Origin of the sequence: Burkholderia sp. Ac-20384, from assembly GCF_017104605.1 — a bacterium.
GTDB lineage: Bacteria > Pseudomonadota > Gammaproteobacteria > Burkholderiales > Burkholderiaceae > Burkholderia > Burkholderia lata.
Map to the genome: position 1 here is coordinate 1 of NZ_JAAGPE010000187.1, position 19333 is coordinate 19333.

At 65.5% G+C, this 19333-nt stretch carries 17 protein-coding genes, 2 pseudogenes and 1 riboswitch; of the genes and pseudogenes, 10 read left to right on the plus strand and 9 right to left on the minus strand.

The genetic code is table 11. The annotated features are described in order from the left end of the window. Positions 1–332, minus strand: a 332-nt coding sequence (locus G3O00_RS27635; RefSeq protein WP_206144907.1) for a hypothetical protein, incomplete at its 3' end; no start/stop codon positions are given. 392 nt (positions 333–724) lie between these two features. On the opposite strand from G3O00_RS27635, the gene G3O00_RS27640 reads away from it, so the two are divergent. After that, positions 725–2149 (plus strand): MFS transporter, encoded by a 1425-nt coding sequence (locus G3O00_RS27640; protein ID WP_206144908.1) that lies wholly within the window; start codon positions 725–727, stop codon positions 2147–2149. A 275-nt stretch (positions 2150–2424) separates the two neighbouring features. On the opposite strand, the gene G3O00_RS27645 is transcribed toward G3O00_RS27640, so the two are convergent. The 3 genes from G3O00_RS27645 to G3O00_RS27655 form a co-directional block, all read right to left on the minus strand. Further along, on the minus strand, positions 2425–3168 hold the full coding sequence (locus tag G3O00_RS27645; RefSeq protein ID WP_206144909.1) for a 2OG-Fe(II) oxygenase: 744 nt from the start codon (positions 3166–3168) through the stop codon (positions 2425–2427). A 326-nt stretch (positions 3169–3494) separates the two neighbouring features. Then, positions 3495–5087: an inorganic phosphate transporter gene (locus G3O00_RS27650; protein WP_011353971.1), complete on the minus strand. Its 1593-nt coding sequence runs from the start codon at positions 5085–5087 to the stop codon at positions 3495–3497. A gap of 185 nt (positions 5088–5272) precedes the next feature. Then, positions 5273–5860: a histidine phosphatase family protein gene (locus G3O00_RS27655; protein WP_174935562.1), complete on the minus strand. Its 588-nt coding sequence runs from the start codon at positions 5858–5860 to the stop codon at positions 5273–5275. 45 nt (positions 5861–5905) lie between these two features. Then, positions 5906–6048, plus strand: a riboswitch (cobalamin riboswitch). A 32-nt stretch (positions 6049–6080) separates the two neighbouring features. On the opposite strand from G3O00_RS27655, the gene G3O00_RS27660 reads away from it, so the two are divergent. Then, entirely contained in the window at positions 6081–6290 is a 210-nt protein-coding gene (locus G3O00_RS27660) for a CbtB-domain containing protein (RefSeq protein WP_011353973.1), read from the plus strand. Positions 6291–6303: 13 nt separating this feature from the next. Further along, a complete protein-coding gene (locus tag G3O00_RS27665) occupies positions 6304–7026 on the plus strand; it encodes a CbtA family protein (RefSeq protein WP_206144914.1) in 723 nt (240 codons plus the stop codon). Between the two features lie 22 nt (positions 7027–7048). Here G3O00_RS27665 and G3O00_RS27670 read toward each other — a convergent pair whose 3' ends face one another. Next, positions 7049–7957, minus strand: coding sequence for a LysR family transcriptional regulator (locus G3O00_RS27670; RefSeq protein ID WP_206144910.1), 909 nt, complete (start codon positions 7955–7957; stop codon positions 7049–7051). A 127-nt stretch (positions 7958–8084) separates the two neighbouring features. Here G3O00_RS27670 and metE point away from each other — a divergent pair, with 127 nt between their 5' ends. The 4 genes and pseudogenes from metE to G3O00_RS27690 form a co-directional block, all read left to right on the plus strand. Beyond that, entirely contained in the window at positions 8085–10379 is a 2295-nt protein-coding gene (metE, locus tag G3O00_RS27675) for a 5-methyltetrahydropteroyltriglutamate--homocysteine S-methyltransferase (protein ID WP_206144911.1), read from the plus strand. Positions 10380–10510: 131 nt separating this feature from the next. Further along, positions 10511–10765: pseudogene (gene glyA / locus G3O00_RS27680) on the plus strand (serine hydroxymethyltransferase); the annotation flags it as partial. A 63-nt stretch (positions 10766–10828) separates the two neighbouring features. Then, entirely contained in the window at positions 10829–11131 is a 303-nt protein-coding gene (locus tag G3O00_RS27685) for a hypothetical protein (RefSeq protein ID WP_174935564.1), read from the plus strand. A gap of 31 nt (positions 11132–11162) precedes the next feature. Further along, positions 11163–11474 (plus strand): annotated as a pseudogene (locus G3O00_RS27690) (epoxyqueuosine reductase QueH); the annotation flags it as partial. Positions 11475–11492: 18 nt separating this feature from the next. On the opposite strand, the gene G3O00_RS27695 reads toward G3O00_RS27690, so the two are convergent. The 3 genes from G3O00_RS27695 to speB form a co-directional block, all read right to left on the minus strand. After that, a complete protein-coding gene (locus G3O00_RS27695) occupies positions 11493–13001 on the minus strand; it encodes a cytosine permease (protein ID WP_206144912.1) in 1509 nt (502 codons plus the stop codon). A 172-nt stretch (positions 13002–13173) separates the two neighbouring features. Continuing rightward, positions 13174–14502: an MFS transporter gene (locus G3O00_RS27700; RefSeq protein WP_174935566.1), complete on the minus strand. Its 1329-nt coding sequence runs from the start codon at positions 14500–14502 to the stop codon at positions 13174–13176. A 55-nt stretch (positions 14503–14557) separates the two neighbouring features. Next, positions 14558–15514: an agmatinase gene (gene speB, locus G3O00_RS27705; RefSeq protein WP_011353980.1), complete on the minus strand. Its 957-nt coding sequence runs from the start codon at positions 15512–15514 to the stop codon at positions 14558–14560. Positions 15515–15652: 138 nt separating this feature from the next. Between speB and G3O00_RS27710 the strand changes: the two genes are divergently transcribed. Then, on the plus strand, positions 15653–16564 hold the full coding sequence (locus tag G3O00_RS27710) for a LysR family transcriptional regulator (protein WP_041493453.1): 912 nt from the start codon (positions 15653–15655) through the stop codon (positions 16562–16564). Between the two features lie 131 nt (positions 16565–16695). Here the strand turns inward: G3O00_RS27710 and G3O00_RS27715 are convergent, their stop codons facing one another. Beyond that, on the minus strand, positions 16696–17160 hold the full coding sequence (locus G3O00_RS27715) for an Lrp/AsnC family transcriptional regulator (protein ID WP_011353982.1): 465 nt from the start codon (positions 17158–17160) through the stop codon (positions 16696–16698). A gap of 134 nt (positions 17161–17294) precedes the next feature. Here G3O00_RS27715 and G3O00_RS27720 point away from each other — a divergent pair, with 134 nt between their 5' ends. Together G3O00_RS27720 and G3O00_RS27725 are read left to right on the plus strand one after the other, a co-directional pair. After that, positions 17295–17921, plus strand: a complete 627-nt coding sequence (locus G3O00_RS27720) for a LysE family translocator (protein WP_027790530.1) — start codon at positions 17295–17297, stop codon at positions 17919–17921. A 248-nt stretch (positions 17922–18169) separates the two neighbouring features. Then, a partial coding sequence (locus G3O00_RS27725) for a S53 family peptidase (RefSeq protein WP_206144913.1) occupies positions 18170–19333 on the plus strand: 1164 nt, incomplete at its 3' end.

Here is a 19333-nt window from a genome sequence, read left to right on the forward strand (position 1 = left end):
CCGTGAAACGACTCTACGCCGATGATAGTGCGGATTCCCGTGTGAAAGTAGGTAATCGTCAGGCTCCCTAAGCCAGAAACCCCCGCCCGAAAGGCGGGGGTTTTTGCATTGGCGCGGCGGAAATGCATCAAGGATTGGCACGGGCGGCCAGGCTGGAGCGCCGAATGCGCCGATCCAGGCACCTGCCGTTCTCGAGCAATTCGCGGTACCGTCGCCACGCAAATCTTTAGGTGCGTTTCGCCGCGCTCCACATCAATCTGGCTGGAGCCGAAGCGTCGAATGCGTCGTCTTGGGCCTCCATTGTTCTCGAGCGGTCGACAGCTCTGCGCCATCGAAATCTCTCGGCGCACTCTCTTCCCCACATCAATCGGCTCGCCACTGAGTGCCCATCTAACGTCGATCCATCCATCGATGGCACATCATTGGCCGACGATGAGCGATGTTTGTCGAAAATGGCGGTCAATTGATGCGTCTTGGCGACAGCCCTCCCGGACCATCTACTGGCCCATAGACACGTTGCGCCAACGTGATCATCGGCGCACGCAGCGAGCCCAGCGCCAAATCGTCATAAAAAATCTATGCGCATAAAGTCCATTCGCGCGACATGCCCGGCAGAGCGAGGTACAAGCCCTTCGGGGTAATATCGCCATTCGTCCCGATTCCCGGTGCTTCCAGGCAACCGCGGGTGGTCGGTGTCCTCCGTATTCCGTCTCCCGCATCGTTCATGACTGACAGCCCTGCCCAAGGTGGTCGGACGACCGACTTCTTGCCGTACCTCGTCGCCGCGACGTTCTTCATGGAGTACCTCGACACGACCGTGATCGCGACCGCGCTGCCGCAAATGGCGCGCTCGTTCGGCGTCGGGCCGAACGCGCTGAGTCTCGGGATGACGGCCTATATGCTGGCGCTGGCGGTGTTCATCCCGATCAGCGGCTGGATCGCGGACCGATATGGCTCGCGCACGGTGTTCGCCAGTGCAATCGTCGTCTTTACCGGTGCGTCGGTGCTGTGCGGGTTGTCCGAGGGCGTCGTGACGTTCACCGCTGCGCGCCTGCTGCAAGGCGTCGGCGGGGCGATGATGGTGCCGGTCGGGCGCATGATCGTCGTGCGCAGCACCGAGAAGGCGAAGTTGATGCGTGCGATCGCGACGATCACGTGGCCAGGCATCGTCGCGCCCGTCGTCGGGCCGCCGATCGGCGGCTTCATCACGACCTATGCGTCATGGCGATGGATCTTCCTGCTGAACGTCCCGTTCGGCATTGCCGCGCTGGTCTGTACCTGGCTGATCGTCCGGAACACGCGGGCCGACGAGCAACGGCCGCTCGACTGGGGCGGCTTCGTGCTCGCCGGAGGTGCGCTGACCTGCCTGCTGATCGGCACCGAAGCGGCCGGCCAGCAAGACGTCCACTTTACGCGCGCGGCTGTCCTGGTGGGCGGGAGCGTGCTGTTCGGCATCGCCGCGTGGTGGCACGCGCGACGTTGCGCGCATCCGTTGCTCGACTTCACGACATTGAACGTGCCGACGTTCTCGGTGACGGTGATCACCGGATCGATTACGCGAATGGCCGTCAATGCCGTGCCGTACCTGCTGCCGCTGCTGTTCCAGATCGGTTTCGGGCTGTCGCCATTCCAGTCCGGCCTGCTGCTGCTCGCGAGCGCGCTCGGCAATCTCGGGATGAAGGCGGGAACGTCGTGGATTCTCGACCGCTTCGGCTTCCGGCGCGTCGCGCTCGTCGATGTGACGATAGTCGGCCTCTTCACGATCGCATGCGGCTGGCTGACTGCCTCGACGCCACTCGCGATCACGCTATTTGTCGTATTTGTCTACGGACTGACGCGCTCGATGCAGTTCACGACGCTCGCGACGCTGGCCTATGCGGATATCCCGGCTCAGCAGACAAGTGCGGCCAGCACGCTGTGGAGCGCCGCGCAGCAGATGACGATCGGGATGGGCATCGCGTTCGGTGCGTTGTCGCTGCGACTCGCGGCGTTGGTGCGCGGTGATGCGGCCGGCATGCACTACGTGCTTGACGACTTTCGCTGGGCGTTCGTCGCGGCGGGCGTGCTCGCGTTGCTGACGTTGCCGGGCTATGCACGGCTCGCCTCGGATGCGGGCGACCGGCTGCGGGCGAATGTGGCGCGTGGGTAGGCCGGGTTTTCTGTCGACTGTGCGCTGCGACAGGTGAGTGTCCGGGCTCTCTGTCGCTCACTCGAAACATGCGGCCAGCGTATAGCGACGTTTTGACGAGAAGCGAAAAGGTCATCTCCCATGGTGGATGACCGAACTGATCGCCTAGTGATACCCATTCGCGAAGAACCCTGATCGATCACGCGCGATTGGCATCGCTGGATGCGCGGTATTGCCCGCAAGAATCCGCCTGTATGGCAGATGGCGCGACAGCGTCGTGCTCGTTCCGATAGCCGTCACTGTGCGTCATGGAAGATGATGCCGACCGTGTGGCGATGGCCGCTCCGAATCCGGCTGACGCCGTGGCGCAGGTTGACGCGATAGACGCCGCGCGTTCCCTGCACGGGCCTGCCGTGCACGGCGAAGATGACGGCGTCGCCTTGCGTCAGCGGCACCACCTCCGCACGCGACTGCATGCGTGGTCGCTGTTCCGTCAGCACGAATTCGCCGCCAGTGAAATCGCTGCCCGGTGACGACAGCAGGATCGCGACCTGGAGCGGAAAGACATGTTCGCCATACAGGTCCTGATGGAGGCAGTTGTAGTCGTCGGCGCCGTATTGCAGGATCAGCGGCGTCGGTCGCGTCTGTCCCGCTGCGTGGCAGCGATCGAGGAAGGTTGCGTGGTCTGCCGGATAGCGGACGTCGATCCCGAGTGCCTTGTTCCAGCGATTCGCGATTGGCGAGAGATGCGGGTAGATCGTCGCACGCAGCTCGGCGATGATCGCAGGGAGCGGGTACGCGAAATACTTGTATTCGCCGCGACCGAACCCGTGCCGCGCCATCACGACGCGCGAACGATAGAGCGCATCGCGCGGATAGAGCGATGCGAGCGTCGCGCACTCGCTTGCCGAGATCAGGCCCGGCACGCGCGCGCATCCGTAGCGATCGAGATCGGCATCGACAGTCGTCCAGTCGATCGCGTTGACGCGTTGCGCGATTTCCAGCGATTCGACGGCAGGTTGCAGGTCGGCAATGTTCACGGGCGTACCTCGGTTCGTCAGCAATGTGGCGCCATTCAGTCGTGCGGAATGCATCGGCCGCGTCGTCCGCATGGTCGAGCCCACGGTAAATGTTGATGCGCCCAGTCTACGGATGTCCATGCGCCGGCGCGCTCCAGATCTTGCGCTTCAATTCAGGAAAGAAAGAGGGTGAACGCTCACGACGGCAGGGACGCACCGGATGCCTCGTCGAGTCGAATTGGCGAAGCGGCGAAGCGGCGAAGCGAGGAAGCGAAGAAGCGAAGAAGCGAGGGGCAAATCTTCTGCAGCGGGCAGCCGGCTGTCGCCGGCCCCCGCCGAATCACCGGTTATCCCACCGACCGGAACAGCCAATAGAGTCCGCCGGCAAGCACGATCGACGCCGGCAGCGTCAGCACCCACGCCAGCACGAGGCTGCGCACCGTGCCCCATTGCAAGCCCGATCCGTTTGCCGCCATCGTGCCTGCGACGCCTGACGACAGCACGTGCGTCGTCGACACGGGCAATCCGTACACGTCGGCCGCGCCGATCGTGAGCATCGCGACGAGTTCGGCCGACGCGCCCTGTCCGTACGTCAGATGCTGCTTGCCGATTTTCTCGCCGACGGTCACGACGATCCGCTTCCAGCCCACCATCGTGCCGAGGCCCAGTGCGATCGCGACCGCAACCTTCACCCACGTCGGAATGAACTTGGTCGCGTGGTCGAGCTGCTTGCGATAGTTGTCGATCGCGAGCTTGTCGTCGGCGGCGAACGCGGGCTGACCGGACTTCTCGATCAGGCGGATTGCTTCCGATACCAGATACATCGTGTTGCGCACGTTGTCGACGTCACGTTGCGGCACGGCGGCCATCGAGCCCGATGCACCGACCGCGGTCGCGAGCGACGTGGACAACTGCTGAACGGCGGGGATCACGGCCGGCGTCAGTTCGCGATGCTGGACGTAAAGCTCGACGTCGGCACGCGGGTTCGCGGACGGTGCGACGCCGTTCGTGTACTTCCCGAACGTCGCGGCTGCCTGGTTCGCGACTGCTACGAAGGTCTGCGTCTCGGCTGGCGTGACGGCCTTGTTCAGCGCGTAGGCGGCCGGCACCGTGCCGATCAGGATCAGCATGATGAGGCCCATCCCTTTCTGCCCGTCGTTCGAGCCGTGTGCGAACGACACGCCGGTGCAGGTCAGGATCAGCAGGCAGCGAATCCAGAACGGCGGCGGCTGATCCTTCGGCGGCTCCTTGTACAGCTCCGGAATCTTCACGAGGGTTTTCAGCACGAGCAGCAGCAGCGCCGCGCACAGGAAGCCGACGATCGGCGAGAACAGCAGCGACTTGCCGACACCGAGCGCCTGGCCCCAGTCGACACCGCTCGTGCCGGACGGCCCGTGCATCAGCTGGTTCATCAGCCCGACGCCGATGATCGACCCGATCAGCGTATGCGAGCTCGACGACGGCAACCCGAAATACCAGGTCGCGAGGTTCCACACGATCGCGGCGATCAGCAGCGCGAACACCATCGAGAAGCCCGCACCGCTGCCGACCTGCAGGATCAGCTCGACCGGCAGCAGCTGCAGGATGCCGAACGCGACAGCACCGCTCGAGATCATCACGCCGAGGAAGTTCCACAGGCCGGACCAGATCACCGCGACGTTCGGCGTCAGCGAGTGCGTATAGATCACGGTGGCCACCGCGTTCGCGGTGTCGTGGAAACCGTTGACGAACTCGAAGCCGAGCGCGATCAGCAGCGCGGCGCCAAGCATCAGGTACGGGAACAGCGATCCTTCGCGCATCGGCGACAGATCGTCGATCAGGTGCGTGGCGATATAGATCGCACCGATCGCGAGCACCAGCAGGAAGACGGCATAGCCGAGCTGCCTGGTGCGCTCGACGGAACCCGAATTGTTCGGGGTAGACGAAGCAGGTTGATTCATGACGGTATCTCGTAAGGGAACCGCGACCGATCCTAGCTTCGGCTAGCAGTCAGTTTGATGACAGCAGGGACAACGAACGGAGTGTCTTACAGCGACGTAAGGCGAGCGTCGCGATGCGATTACGATGCGACGCGACGCATCGGCTTGCGTCGTGGTCCACAAAGTGAACGCAACACGGCGGGAGGCTATGTGGCAGTGTCGCGCCGATCGTCGTCGGCGATCAACATCCATCCGTGCGGCGACGCAGCGAATGTCGTGCACGACAGCGGTGCGACGTCGATGCGGGTTGCCGCGCCGGGATCCATCCGCAGCGCATGCGCGACGGCCGCGCGAACGATCGGCGCATGCGTGATGGCGACGATGTCGCGGCCGTGTTGCAGCGCGTTCAACCATGTGCCGACACGGCGCATCGCTGCGTCGAACGATTCGCCGCCGTGCGGCGACGCGGACGGATCGCCGATCCACGCGCTCAATTCGTCAGGCATGTCGCGCGCGAGGTCGTGCAGCCGCTTGCCACGCCAGTTCCGGTAATCGATGTCGCGCAGTGCGTCATCGACGTCGGCGTGCAGGCCGAGCGCATCGGCGGTCTGCACCGCACAGCGGGCCGGGCTGCACAGCACGAGCGCGCCGGTCACGCCTGTCCACCGGTCGCGCAGTGCCAAGGCTTCGGCGAGCCCGTGCGCGTCGAGCGGATCGTCGTCGGGAAACGTGCCGGTGCGCATCGCGCGGGTCGATGCGTGTGCGATCAGGCGCAGCGAGGCATGCATGTTCATGTCGTGTTTCGGATGATCCGGGACGGGTGCGTTCGTTCACCGGTCGCCGCTTCAATACGCGAACGTTCGCGCGTACAATTCGCCCGATACGAAACGCGGAAGCCGGTTCAATTCCGGCGCGGTCGCGCCACTGTAACCGGTGATCCATGATCCCGGAAGCCAGACCTGCCTTCGTACCCATCCAACATTTGTCGGGGCGCGATTCCCCTGAGGTGCATCCATGAGCGAAGCAGTGCTGAAGCCGGCGGTCGTGCCGGCGCCCATCCCCGTCCGTGAATTGTTGCCGTGGGCCGTGTTCGTCGGCCTGATCCTGTTGCTCGCGATTTACTTCGTCGGTGCGGAACAGGGGGCCACGTCGCTCGTGCCGGGCATGTACGTCCACGAGTTCGTCCACGACGGTCGCCATCTGCTCGGCTTCCCCTGCCACTGACGCGGAGTTCATGATGGTCGGAAAGCTGCTCATGCGCGGGATGCTCGCAGGCATCGCCGCAGGCCTTCTCACGTTCGGTTTCGCGAAAGTCGTCGGCGAACCGCAAGTCGATCAGGCAATCTCCTTTGAAGAAAAACTCGATGCCGCCAAGGGCGACGCGCCGGAACCCGAGCTGGTGAGCCGCCACACGCAGGCCGGCCTCGGTCTGCTGACGGGCGTCGTGACCTACGGCGCGGCATTCGGCGGGCTGTTCTCGCTGGTCTTTGCGTACGCGTATGGCCGAGGCAGCCGGCTCCCGGCACGGCCGCTGGCCGCGTGGCTCGCGCTGGCTGCGTTCATCGCCCTCGTGATCGTGCCGAACATCAAGTACCCGGCCAATCCGCCGTCGGTCGGCGACCCGGACACGATCGGCTATCGCACGGGCCTGTTTTTCCTGATGATCGCGATCTCGATCGCGACGATGGTGTTCTCGGTCAACGTGCGTCGCCACCTGCTGGCGAAGCTCGGCCAATGGAACGCATCGATTGTCGCGGGGCTCGTGTTCATCGTGATCATCGCGGCCGTGCAGCTCGGGCTGCCGTCGATCAACGAAGTGCCGGCAGCGTTCCCGGCCGCCGTGCTGTGGAAGTTCCGCGTCGCGGCGATCGGCATGCAGGTGATCATGTGGACGACGATCGGCCTGCTGTTCGGCGCATGGGTCGAGCGCACCGAACGCGTCGGCATGCGCGCCGCCTGACGCGCATCGCAACGGGGCGCGCCTAGCGCAGCATGCGCGGCGCGCTCCACGTCGATTCGCGCGCCAGCGCGACGAACGCGGCCAGATAGTCGATCGACGCATCCGCTTCGCGGATGCCGAGGAAGATCTGCTTCGCAATTCCCTTCTTGCCGAGCTTGACCGGCACGACCGGCATCCGGTCCGCGTATTCGTCGGCCAGCCATCTCGGCAGCGCGGCCACGCCGCGCCCGCTCGCGACCATCTGCAGCATGATGTCGGTCGTCTCGATCGACTTGTGCCGCTTCGGCACGATGCCGGCCGGCGCCAGGAACTGGTTGTAGATGTCGAGCCGGTCGGTTTCGACCGGGTAGGTGATCAGGATCTCGTCGGTCAGTTGCTCGGGCGTCACGTAGTCGGCGTTCGCGAACCGGTGTGAATCGGCGACCACCAGCACCTGCTCGTAGTCGAACACAGGGTCGAAGCGCAGGCCCGGCTTGTTCAGCGGATCGGGCGTCACGAGCACGTCGATGTCATAGCCGAACAGCGCGCCGATGCCGCCGAACTGGAAGCGCTGCTTCACGTCCACGTCGACGTCGGGCCAGCGCGACAGGTAGGGCGACACGACCTTCAGCAGCCACTGGTAGCACGGGTGGCACTCCATCCCGATGCGCAGCGTGCCGCGCTCGCCTTTCGCGTACTGCTTCATCCGCTCCTCGGCGAGTTCGAACTGCGGCAGCAGGCGGTTCGCCAGCTTCAGCAGATACTGGCCGCCCTGCGTGAGCCGCAGGCCGCGACCCTCGCGATCCCAGATCGGCGTGCCGAGCTGCTGCTCGATTTTCCGGACGGTATGGCTGAGCGCCGATTGCGTGAGATGCAGCGTATTGGCGGCCGCGGTCAGCGAGCCCTGGCGCTCGACCTCACGAATGACGACGAGATGGAATCGTTCCAGCATGGATTTCGCTCGCGCAACGGATGCATGAATAACTTTAATGGATTAATGAAATAATGCCATTTTATTTCATGATTTGAAATCCCTATGATGATTGCCGGACCTTCAATTTCTCTTCTGGACGGCGCTCATGGTCACGACACACAACCTCGGTTTCCCGCGCATTGGCGCGAAGCGCGAACTCAAGTTCGGTCTTGAACGCTACTGGAAGGGCGAATCGTCGCGCGACGCGCTGAAGGCGCTCGGCGCCGAGCTGCGCCAGCGTCACTGGAACGACCAGCGCGACCTCGACCTGGCCCCGGTTGGCGACTTCGCGTTCTACGATCAGGTGCTCGACATGAGCTTCACGCTCGGCAACCTGCCGAAGCGCGTGCAGGGCTTCCACGGCGACGCGCTCGACAACTATTTCCGCGTCGCGCGCGGCCGTTCGGCACAGTCGGCGGAAGAGCACGCCGCGTGCTGCGGCGGAGTGTCGGCCGGCGAAATGACGAAGTGGTTCGATACGAACTACCACTACATCGTGCCGGAGTTCCACGCGGACACGAACTTCTCGCTCGACCCGTCGCGCCTGCTGCAGCAACTGGCGGAAGCGCAGGCGCAGGGCGTGGCCGCGAAGCCGGTGATCGTCGGCCCGGTCACGTACCTGTGGCTCGGCAAGGCGAAGGACGATTCGGATCGCCTCGCGTTGCTGCCGAAGCTGCTACCCGTGTACGGCGCGCTGCTCGATACGCTGACCGCGCAAGGCGTCGAATGGGTGCAGATCGACGAACCGATTCTCGTCACCGAACTCGACGCGGCATGGCAGCAAGCATTCAGGACCGCGTACGCTGCGCTCGAAACGCGCCGGATCAAGGTGCTGCTCGCGACGTATTTCGGCCAGTTGCAGGGCAACCTCGCGCTCGCGACCTCGCTGCCGGTCGACGGCCTGCATATCGATGCGATCAACGCACGTAGCGAAGTCGACACGCTGGCGCGTGAACTGCCGGCCGAGCGCGTGTTGTCGGTGGGCGCGATCAACGGCCGCAACATCTGGAAGACGGACCTGAACGCGACGCTCGACTGGCTCGAGCCGCTCGCGAAGCGACTGGGCGATCGTCTGTGGCTCGCGCCGTCGTGCTCGCTGCTGCACGTGCCGGTCGATCTCGCGAGCGAAGTGAAGCTCGACGCGGAAATCCGCTCGTGGCTCGCGTTCGCGCTGCAGAAGCTCGACGAGCTGAAGGTGCTCGCGACCGCACTGAACGAAGGCCGCGACAAGGTGGCCGATGCGCTGGCCGCGAACGCCGCCGCGATCCATTCGCGTCGCCACTCGCCGCGCGTGAACAACCCGGCGGTGAAGGCTGCGATTGCCCGGATCGACGCGCAGCTCGGCAACCGCGTGAGCCCCTATACGCAGCGCGCGCCGAAGCAGTCGGCACGCCTGAACCTGCCGGCGTTCCCGACGACGACGATCGGCTCGTTCCCGCAGACCGGCGAAATCCGCCAGGCCCGCAGCCAGTTCAAGGCCGGCACGCTGGATGAAGCCGGCTACCGAAAGGCGATGCAGGCCGAGATCGAACGCAGCGTTCGCGAACAGGAATCGCTCGAACTCGACGTGCTCGTGCACGGCGAAGCCGAGCGCAACGACATGGTCGAATACTTCGGCGAGCAACTCGACGGCTACGCGTTCAGCCAGTTCGGCTGGGTGCAGTCGTACGGGTCGCGCTGCGTGAAGCCGCCGATCCTGTTCGGCGACATCAGCCGCCCGAAGGCGATGACGGTCGAGTGGATCACGTATGCGCAGTCGCTGACGAACAAGCCGATGAAGGGCATGCTGACCGGCCCCGTGACGATCCTGAACTGGTCGTTCGTGCGCGACGACCAGCCGCGCTCGGTGTCGTGCTACCAGCTTGCGCTGGCGATCCGCGAGGAAGTGCTCGACCTCGAGAAGGCCGGCGTGCGCGTGATCCAGATCGACGAGGCTGCGCTGCGCGAAGGGCTGCCGCTGCGCCGCGCGCAGTGGGGCGAGTACCTGAAGTGGGCGGTCGAATCGTTCCGCATCACCGCGAACGGCGTGCAGGACGATACGCAGATCCACACGCACATGTGCTATTCGGAGTTCAACGACATCATCGCGTCGATCGCCGACATGGATGCGGACGTCATCACGATCGAGACGTCACGTTCGGACATGGAGCTGCTCGACGCGTTCGACAATTTCAAGTATCCGAACGAAATCGGGCCGGGCGTGTACGACATTCACTCGCCGAACATCCCGACGCAGGATCACATCGTCGGCCTGATGAAGAAGGCGGCTGAGCGGATTCCGGCGGAGCGCCTGTGGGTGAACCCGGACTGCGGCCTGAAGACGCGCCAGTGGGCGGAGGTGATTCCGGCGCTGACGAACATGGTCGCCGCCGCGAAGACGCTGCGCAACCAGGTGCAATAACACGCGAACGTTGCGTGCGTGCTGCCGGGATCGATGATCCGGCGGCGGGTATCGCACCGATCGAGATCGTCCGGGGCAGGCGCCGGGACGGGTCGCTTCCACTGTTTTTTTGGGGGGATCCCATTCCTGCCATGTTCGAACGTAACCGCTACCCGCTCGACCGGACCGCCCCGGAACTGTACGCTGCCATCCGGAAGGAAAACCGTCGCAAGGAAGATCACATCGAACTGATCGCGTCGGAAAATTACACGAGCCCGGCCGTGATGGCCGCACAGGGCTTTTAACTCACGAACAAGTACGCGGAAGGTTATCCGGGCGAGCGCTACGACGGCGGCTGCGAGTACGTCGACGTCGTCGAGCAACTGGCGATCGAGCGTGTGCGTGCGCAGGTCGCCGAGCTGACCAAACGTTTCCCGGTGCATTCGTGACAGCACGCTGACGAGGACAAGATGAGAAATGTGGAAAATGACGCGATCGAACGGCTGCTGAAGTCGCTCGACGACGACAGCGACGATTGTGGGGCGATGTACCAAGAGGTCGGCCGTGCGGTGGTGGACCGGCTGCGGCGGACCGATCGGGACGCGTTGCGTACCATTGCCCGCGCGTGGGTTGAATGCGATGAAGCGCAAGCTGCGTTGCTCGACCTGGATTTTTATTCCATGGAGCTTGGCGCGGCGAAGGAACGTGCGGAGATCGCCGACGCCGTGCTGCGCAATGTGGTCCGGAAAGTCGTCTTCAAGGAATCGACATGATGACGATCGCGACGACGAGTTCGCGCATGCGCGCGGGATGGCGCACGAAAACGAGCCCGAGCGCGGCGTGCGCTGCACGATGTATTCCGACATGCGTTTCGAGCGCACCGCACGCTATCCGGGGTTGATGTCCCGGGAATACAACCAGCACAAGGGCGGCGTCTCGGCATGCATGATCGAGATCAGCAAGCGCGACACGTTTTATCAGCAGGAGTACTGCGGATGTGCGTATTCGCTGCGCGATACCAACCTGCACTGCAAGGTGAACGGTCGCGAACCGATCAGGATCGGCACGATGTATGGCACGAAGGGTGCGCCGGAAGGCGGCAATCAAGAAAGCTGACGATTGCCGCTTGCTACGTCACATGTCCTGGTGTCCGGGCGTGCCGGGCAGTGCGTCAGGGGCCGGCGTTGCCGCGATCACCTGGCGCTCATGGTCCAGATCGAGCGAGCGGGACAGTAGCCAGTACACGGCCCCCGCGACGACCAGGCCGATGAGCCAGGCGATATCCACGCCACCAAGCAGGCGTGCGAACGGGCCGACGAAGATCTCGCGGTTCGCCTCGGCATCGACAATCGAGAAGAACGGCACCATCGCCGCGAAGCCGACCAGGTACGCGACGATGCCGCGCGGCTGCCAGGCGCCGTACAGGCCGCCCGGCGTGAAGAAATGCGCGATCGCATAGTGGCCGCGTCGCACGAAGAAATAGTCGACGAGGTTCACCGCGGTCCACGGCACGAGGAAGTAGAGCATCAGCGTCAGGAACGTTTGCAGCAGCGCGATGCTGTTGCCGCGGATCGCGAACACGCACGTGAGCACGAACGTGCTGATCGCGACGATCGATGCGACGCGCGCGCGGCGCGTCGGCCGGATCGGCACGATCGAGTCGATACCGGTCAGCACGGTCAGCATCGCGCTGTATGCGTTGAGCGCGATGATCGGCAGGAAGCCGACGAGCGACACGATCGCGATCAGCTTGCCGAGGCCCGGCACAAGCGACGTGCCAACGTCGTTCATCGCGACCAGCGCGTCCGCCGCGTGCAGCTTCTGTGCGAGCCACGCGCCGAGCCCGATCATCCAGGTGCCCGACAGCGAGGCACCGGCGAAGATCACCGCGATCAGCTTCGCGCGGCTGGTGTGTTTCGGCAGATAGCGCGAATAGTCGGACACGTAGGGCGCATACGAAATGTTGTAGCTGGCGGCGATCGCGAACTGTGTGGCGAACCCGATCCAGTTGAAGCCCGGCGCGACGGCGGGCGCGGCGGCCGCGACGCCCGATGCAGGCGCCGCGTGACCGAACGCGAGCGCGAGCGTGACGAGAGCATAGAGCGGCAGCGTCGCGATCAGTGCCCACGTGAAGGTCCGGTGCATCAGGTCGTGCCCGTAGATCGCGAGCAGCGCGCCGGTCGCGACGGCCGCGATCGCGACGAAACCGCCGTCGATCCCGAACACGTTGTGCACGCCGTCGACCATCAGCGACACGTTGACGACGTTGAAGCCGACGAACACGAAAAGTGTCGCGAGCAGCGCGACGATCACGCCGCGATAGCCGAACTGCGCACGAGACTGGATCATCTGCGGTAGCCCCATCTCGGGGCCCTGCGAGCCGTGAAACGCCATGAAGATCGTGCCGAACATGATCCCGAGCGCGCCCGCGAACGTCGTCCAGCCGGCGGACAGGCCCATGCCGGGCCCGACGAAGCCGATCGAGATCGTGAAGAAATGGAAGTTGCCGAGGAACCAGAACGGCCCCTGGCTCGCGAGCTTGGCGTGGCGTTCGTGTTCCGGAATGTAGTCGATCGAGTGGTGCTCGATCGCCAGGCCGGCCGATTCGGTGCGGCCGAGATCGAGCGTGTCGAGGCGGTTCATGGCGGTCGTGTCTCCTGAGTCGCACGCGATTCGGCAAGGCGACCGCGTGCGCCCGCCTGCTGCGATGCCGTCGAGGCAGGCGATGAATGTGGGGTGAGGCAGGCGGTGGGGCGCACCGCCGGGCTGCCTAATGAAAAACGGGCAGGCGAGGTTGCCTGCCCGTCGCGGGACGTTACGCGGTGCGTGCGCCGCGCGGCAGCGGCACTTCTTCCTTCCGGCTCGGCGCGCCCGCATCGTCGATGCTCACGCGGCGCGAGATCAGCCACACGCACAGCGACGACACGATCGCGGCGCTCGTGTACTGGAGCGCGAGCGGCCACCATTGCGGCGCGGTGTTCTGCGCGATGATGGTCGCGACGAGCGGCGTGAGGCCGCCGGCGAGTGCACCGCACACCTGGTACGCGATCGAGATCGCCGTGTAGCGGATGCGTGCGACGAAGATGCCGCTGACGAAGCCCGCGACCACCGAGTAGTAGCCCGATTCCGCGAGCGTCGCGAGACCGACGCCGACCGTGATCGACAGCGGCGTACCCATGTGCACGAGCGGCAGCATGACGAACGGGACGATCGCGGCCCATGCGCCGGTGATCAGCAGCACGCGCGTGGTGCCGAAGCGCTGCGCGAGGAACGCGGCCGCGAGCTGCACGACGAACTGCAGCACGGCGACGATCGTCATGCAATGCAGCACCATCGACCGGTCGAGCGACAGGAACTGCGTCGCATAGCTGATCATGAAGATGTTGCTGAAATATACGCCGGCGATGCCGTACACGTTCGCACCGATCGCGAGCAGCAGCAACGGCCAGTACTTGAGCGCTTCGCGTAACGGTTTTTGTGCGATGTTGCCGCTCTTCTTCACTTCCTCGAACTCGGGAGACTCGGACACGCTCGCGCGGATCACGAAGCCGACGATCAGCAGGACGGAACTCGCGAGGAACGGCACGCGCCAGCCCCAGCTCATCATGTCTTCCTTCGACAGCGTGCTGATCGCGCCGAACGCGAGCATCGACAGGATCAGGCCGCTTGCGCTGCCGAGCTGTGCGAACGATGCGAAGAACGTGCGCTTGCCTTCCGGCGCATGCTCGCCGGCGAGCAGTACCGCGCCGCCCCATTCGCCGCCGACCGCGATGCCTTGCAGCACACGCATCAGCACGAGCAGGATCGGTGCGATCACGCCGGCTTGTGCATGAGTCGGCAGCAGGCCGATCGCGACGGTCGACACGGCCATCAGCATCAGCGTCGCGAGCAGCGAACGCTTGCGGCCGAAGCGGTCGCCGAGGTAGCCGAACATCACGCCGCCGAGCGGCCGCGCAAAGAAGCCGACCGCGAACGAGCCGAACGACGCGAGCAGGCTGATGAAGCGGTTTTCGCCGGGGAAGAACAGCGGCCCGAAGACGATGGCGGCGGCGGTCGCGTAGCTATAGAAGTCGTACCACTCGATCGTGGTGCCGACGAACGACGCGAGCGCCGCCCGCTTGGGTTGCTTGACGGAAGTCCCCATCTTTATGTGTGCTCCTCTGGAATCCTCTGATTTGGAATAGGTCGTGGCGCGGGGATCAGTCGCGGTAGGCGACGCCCGGCAACACGCACAGCAGCTCGTACGCGAGGTTCGCGCCGAGCAGCGCCGTGGTGCCGAACGGGTCGTACGGCGGCGCGACTTCGACGAGATCGCAGCCGACGATGTTCAGCCCCTTCGCGCCGCGGATAATTTCGAGCGCCTGCGGCACCGTGAGGCCCGCGATTTCCGGCGTGCCGGTGCCCGGCGCGTACGCCGGGTCGATGCCGTCGATGTCGAAGCTGATGTAGACGGGCGTGTCGCCGACGCGCGCGCGCACTTCTTCCATCAGCGGCGCGAGCGACTTGTTCCAGCATTCCTCCGCCTGGACGACGCGGAAGCCCTGCTCGCGGCACCAGTCGAAATCCTCGGCCGCGTAGCCTGTGCCGCGCAGGCCGATCTGCGTGACCTTGTCGCCGTGCAGCAGGCCTTCCTCGACCGCGCGGCGGAACGGCGTGCCGTGCGCGATCTTTTCACCCATCATCGTGTCGTTCACGTCGGCGTGTGCATCGACGTGGATCAATGCAACCTTGCCGTGCTTGCGGTGGATCGCGCGCAGGATCGGCAGCGCGATCGTGTGGTCGCCGCCGAGCGTGATCGGCTTGCAGTCGTGCTCGAGGATCGCGTCGTACGCGGCTTCGATGCGCGCGATGGAATCGTGCAGGTTGTACGGATTGATCGCGACGTCGCCGATGTCGGCGATCTGCAGCGAATCGAACGGGGCTGCGCGTGTGGCCATGTTGTACGGGCGCAGCAACACGGATTCGGTGCGGATCTGGCGCGGGCCGAAGCGCGCGCCGGTGCGGTTGGAGGTGCCGAGATCGAACGGCACGCCGACGAAACAGGCGTCGAGGCCTTCGGCGCTCGCCACGTGCGGCAGGCGCATCATCGTCGCGATGCCGCCGCAGCGCGGCATTTCATTGCCGCCGAGCGGCTGGAAATGAGTGTGGTCGTTCATGGCTGTCTCTTCCGATGTGGGGTTGCCGTATCATGCGACGCGGCTTGGCGCACAGTTTTACGCGCTCCGCCGGGAAAGAAGAATGCGAAGATATCGACGTAAACATCGATTTTCATCGATGTATGGAAGGGGATGAACGTGCTGGGGAATCTGTCGACCCTCGATCTGCGGTTGATCCGCGTGTTTCTCGCGGTCACCGACGCGGGCGGCGTATCGGCCGCGCAGGCCGTGCTGAACGTCGGGCAGTCGACGATCAGCGCGCAGCTGTCGTCGCTCGAGACGCGGCTCGGCTACCGGCTCTGCGAGCGCGGCCGCAGCGGTTTCCGGCTCACGCCGAAGGGTGAGCGCTTTCACGCGATGAGCCGCAAGCTGCTGGCTGCGCTCGACGAATTCGGGATGGCGGCACGGCACATGGACCGCCAACTGGTCGGCACGCTGCACATCGGCCTGATCGGCCATACGCCGGTGAGCCAGAACGCGCGGATCGCCGAGGCGATCGCCGCGTTCCGCACCCGCGACGAGGCCGTGCGTTTCTCGATCTCCGTGCGCGCGCCGGGCGATCTCGAGGAGAAGCTGCTGAGCGACGAGATCCAGATCGCGGTCGGCTACTTCTGGCACCGGGTGCCGACGCTGCACTACACACCGCTGTTCATCGAGCGCCAGGTCGCCTACTGCGGCCGCGGCCATCCGCTGTTCGACGGCGCCGGTGCGCTGACGCCGGCCGACGTCGCGGGCTTCGAATGGGCGTGGCGCTCGTATCCGCTGCCCGAAGCGCAGATGTCGACGACGCCCGACCGCGTGACCGCGACCGCCGACAACATGGAGGCCGTCGCGCTGCTGATCCTGTCCGGCCACCACCTCGGCTATCTGCCGCAGCACTTCGCGGCGCCGTACGTCGCGCAGGGGCTGCTCACGCCGCTCAATCCGGAGCAATTGCGCTACGACGTGACGTTCCACATGGTCGTCGCGCGCAATGGGCGCGGCAATCCGCTCGTGGAAGCGTTTCTCGAGGATCTCGAACGCGCGCACCAGCCGCCCGACATCGCGTAGGCCGCCGGCCTCAACAATGTGAACGAGTGTTGCGGCGGCGCGGGCCGCCCGACGCTGCCCACATCGATCGGCGTCGAAGTGACAAAAAGGGGCGCCGGGTTCGGCTTGCGTGCGCCGTCCGCCCGCTCGCATCACGGCACCGGCAACCCCGCGTCATGCTTGACCTCGCGCAGCGACAGCGCGGATTCGATCGACGTCACGCCCGGCAGCATCCGCAGCGATTCGCGCAGGAACGTGCCGTAGTCGTCGAGATCGCGCGCGACCACCTGCAACAGATAGTCGGCCGTGCCCGCCACGTTGTGGCACGCCAGGATCCGCTCGATCCCGAGCACCTCCCGCTCGAAGCGGTCGGCGGTCTTGCGGTCGTGTGTCGCGAACCGCACGAGCACGAATGCGACGACACCGAACCCCAGCGCCTGGCGCGACAACTGCGCGCGGTAGCGCTCGATGTAGCCGTCGTTTTCGAGACGCTTCAGGCGCCGCGCGCACGGGGTCTCGGAGAGGCCCACGGTGTCGGCGAGACGGGCGATCGGCAGGCGGCCGTCGCGCTGCACCGCGGCAAGGATGGCGCGGTCGGTTTTGTCGAGTTCGGTCATGTTGGCGGATTCCTGGTTCAGATTCAGTGATTGTGGCGGATTCCCCTACGGATCGCCAATCCTGAACCAAATATGGCCAATAATCCCTCGTACCCTGGCGGCAACATATCGTCGTAAGAGGACAGGGGCAGACCATGATTTCCACGCATTTGCTGTTGATTTATCTCGCCGCGCTGGCGGCCATCTATGCGGTGCCGGGGCCGGACATGGCGCTGGTGCTGCAGACCAGCATCGGCCGCGGCGTGCGGCCGGGGATGGCGGCGGCCGCCGGCCTGTCGCTCGCGCGCACCGCGCACGTGACGCTGTCCGCGTGCGGCGTCGCGGCGCTGATCCGCAGCGCGCCGTGGCTGTACGAAGTGATCCGCTACGGCGGCGCGCTCTATCTCGCCTATGTCGCGATCCAGGTGTTCCGTTCGCCCGTGTTTGCGCTTGGCGATGGCGACGCGGCAGCGACGGCGGGCGAGCTGCGCCAGTCGTTCGTGAAGGGCCTGCTCACCAACCTGCTGAACCCGAAGGCGCTGCTGTTCTGCTCGGTGCTGTTGCCGCAGTTCGTGCGCCCCGAGGCCGGGCCGGTCGTGCTGCAGATGTTCGAGCTGGGCGCGCTGCTGGTGGCGGCCGGCGTGTGCTTCGACCTCGCGTGCGTGTTCGGTGCGTCGCGGATCGCCGCGTGGATGCGCGCGCATCCGCTCGCGCAGACGGTGCAGCGCTGGACGTTTTCCGCCGCGCTGATCGGCTTTGCGCTGCGCCTGTCGATGGACTGAGTGCCGACGCGGCGTCGCGCCGGCGCAAGTCGCGCGGCGCGTCGCCGCACCGGATGACGGCCGCGCGCAACGCCGGCCCGCGTGTGCGCCCCGTCGCAGAAGGGCGTGCGCGCAAATCGTCTGACTGTTCTAAACTCCCTGTTACTTCGCGCTGCGCGAACCCGACCGACCGAACGGAACCGTCTCCCGCCGGCCCTGTCCGATTTCCTGGCTGTTCCGTGCAACGCGGTACCAAGGAGGGTCTGAACATGGCAAGGCATCTTCACGCCGACCGTGAACCCCGAATCGTCGCCGAGTCCAAGTGCCTCGGCCCGTGCGATCCGGCAGAACGCATCCACGTCACGATCATGTTGCGGCGGCAGGAAGAAGGGCAACTCGATACGCTGCTTCACCAGCTCGCCACCGGCGACGCGCAAGCGAAGCCGGTGTCGCGCGCCACTTTCGCGCAACGCTTTTCCGCCAATCCCGACGATATTCGCAAGGCCGAGGACTTCGCGCGTCGTCACCAGCTGACGGTCGATCGCGTCGATCCCGTTGAAAGCGTCGTCGTGCTGTCCGGCACGATCCAGCAGTTCGAAGCGGCGTTCGGCGTCAAGCTCGAGCGCTTCGAGCATCAGTCGATCGGTCAGTATCGCGGCCGCTCCGGCCCGATCGCGCTGCCCGACGATCTCGGCGACGCCGTCACGGCCGTGCTCGGCCTCGACAGCCGTCCGCAGGCGCGGCCGCACTTCCGGCTGCGTCCGCCGTTCAAGCCCGCGCGCGGCGGCGCGGCGGGCGTCACGTTCACCCCGATCCAGCTGGCATCGCTGTACGGCTTCCCGGCCGGCGACGGCGCGGGGCAGTGCATCGCGATCATCGAACTCGGCGGCGGCTATCGCGCGGCCGACATCCAGCAATATTTCCGCGGGCTCGGCATCACGACGCCGCCGACGCTCGTCGATGTGAACGTCGGCACCGGCCGCAACACGCCGACCGGCGACCCGAGCGGCCCGGACGGCGAAGTCGCGCTCGACATCGAGATCGCCGGCGCGATTGCACCGGCTGCGAAGATCGCCGTGTACTTTGCGGCGAACAGCGACGCGGGCTTCATCCAGGCTGTCAACGCGGCCGTCAGCGATACGACCAACAAGCCGTCGGTGATCTCGATCAGCTGGGGCGGCCCGGAAGCGATCTGGCAGACGCAGTCCGCGCAGGCGTTCAACCGCGTGTTGCAGGCGGCGGCCGCGCAGGGCATCACGGTGTGCGCGGCATCGGGCGACAGCGGTTCGGGCGACGGGCTGCAGGACGGCGCCGATCATGTCGACTTCCCTGCATCGAGCCCGTACGTGCTCGGCTGCGGCGGCACGCAGCTCGACGCGCTGCCCGGGCAGGGCATCCGCAGCGAGGTCACGTGGAACGACGAGGCGGCCGGC

Excerpts from the sequence above, each read along its gene's own strand:
- G3O00_RS27720 (WP_027790530.1), top strand. The coding sequence starts at position 17,295 with ATGATTTCCACGCATTTGCTGTTGATTTATCTCGCCGCGCTGGCGGCC.
- G3O00_RS27650 (WP_011353971.1), bottom strand. The coding sequence starts at position 5,087 with ATGAATCAACCTGCTTCGTCTACCCCGAACAATTCGGGTTCCGTCGAG.
- G3O00_RS27715 (WP_011353982.1), bottom strand. The coding sequence starts at position 17,160 with ATGACCGAACTCGACAAAACCGACCGCGCCATCCTTGCCGCGGTGCAG.
- metE (WP_206144911.1), top strand. The coding sequence starts at position 8,085 with ATGGTCACGACACACAACCTCGGTTTCCCGCGCATTGGCGCGAAGCGC.
- speB (WP_011353980.1), bottom strand. The coding sequence starts at position 15,514 with ATGAACGACCACACTCATTTCCAGCCGCTCGGCGGCAATGAAATGCCG.
- G3O00_RS27655 (WP_174935562.1), bottom strand. The coding sequence starts at position 5,860 with ATGAACATGCATGCCTCGCTGCGCCTGATCGCACACGCATCGACCCGC.
- G3O00_RS27665 (WP_206144914.1), top strand. The coding sequence starts at position 6,304 with ATGGTCGGAAAGCTGCTCATGCGCGGGATGCTCGCAGGCATCGCCGCA.
- G3O00_RS27660 (WP_011353973.1), top strand. The coding sequence starts at position 6,081 with ATGAGCGAAGCAGTGCTGAAGCCGGCGGTCGTGCCGGCGCCCATCCCC.
- G3O00_RS27685 (WP_174935564.1), top strand. The coding sequence starts at position 10,829 with ATGAGAAATGTGGAAAATGACGCGATCGAACGGCTGCTGAAGTCGCTC.
- G3O00_RS27700 (WP_174935566.1), bottom strand. The coding sequence starts at position 14,502 with ATGGGGACTTCCGTCAAGCAACCCAAGCGGGCGGCGCTCGCGTCGTTC.
- G3O00_RS27640 (WP_206144908.1), top strand. The coding sequence starts at position 725 with ATGACTGACAGCCCTGCCCAAGGTGGTCGGACGACCGACTTCTTGCCG.
- G3O00_RS27670 (WP_206144910.1), bottom strand. The coding sequence starts at position 7,957 with ATGCTGGAACGATTCCATCTCGTCGTCATTCGTGAGGTCGAGCGCCAG.
- G3O00_RS27695 (WP_206144912.1), bottom strand. The coding sequence starts at position 13,001 with ATGAACCGCCTCGACACGCTCGATCTCGGCCGCACCGAATCGGCCGGC.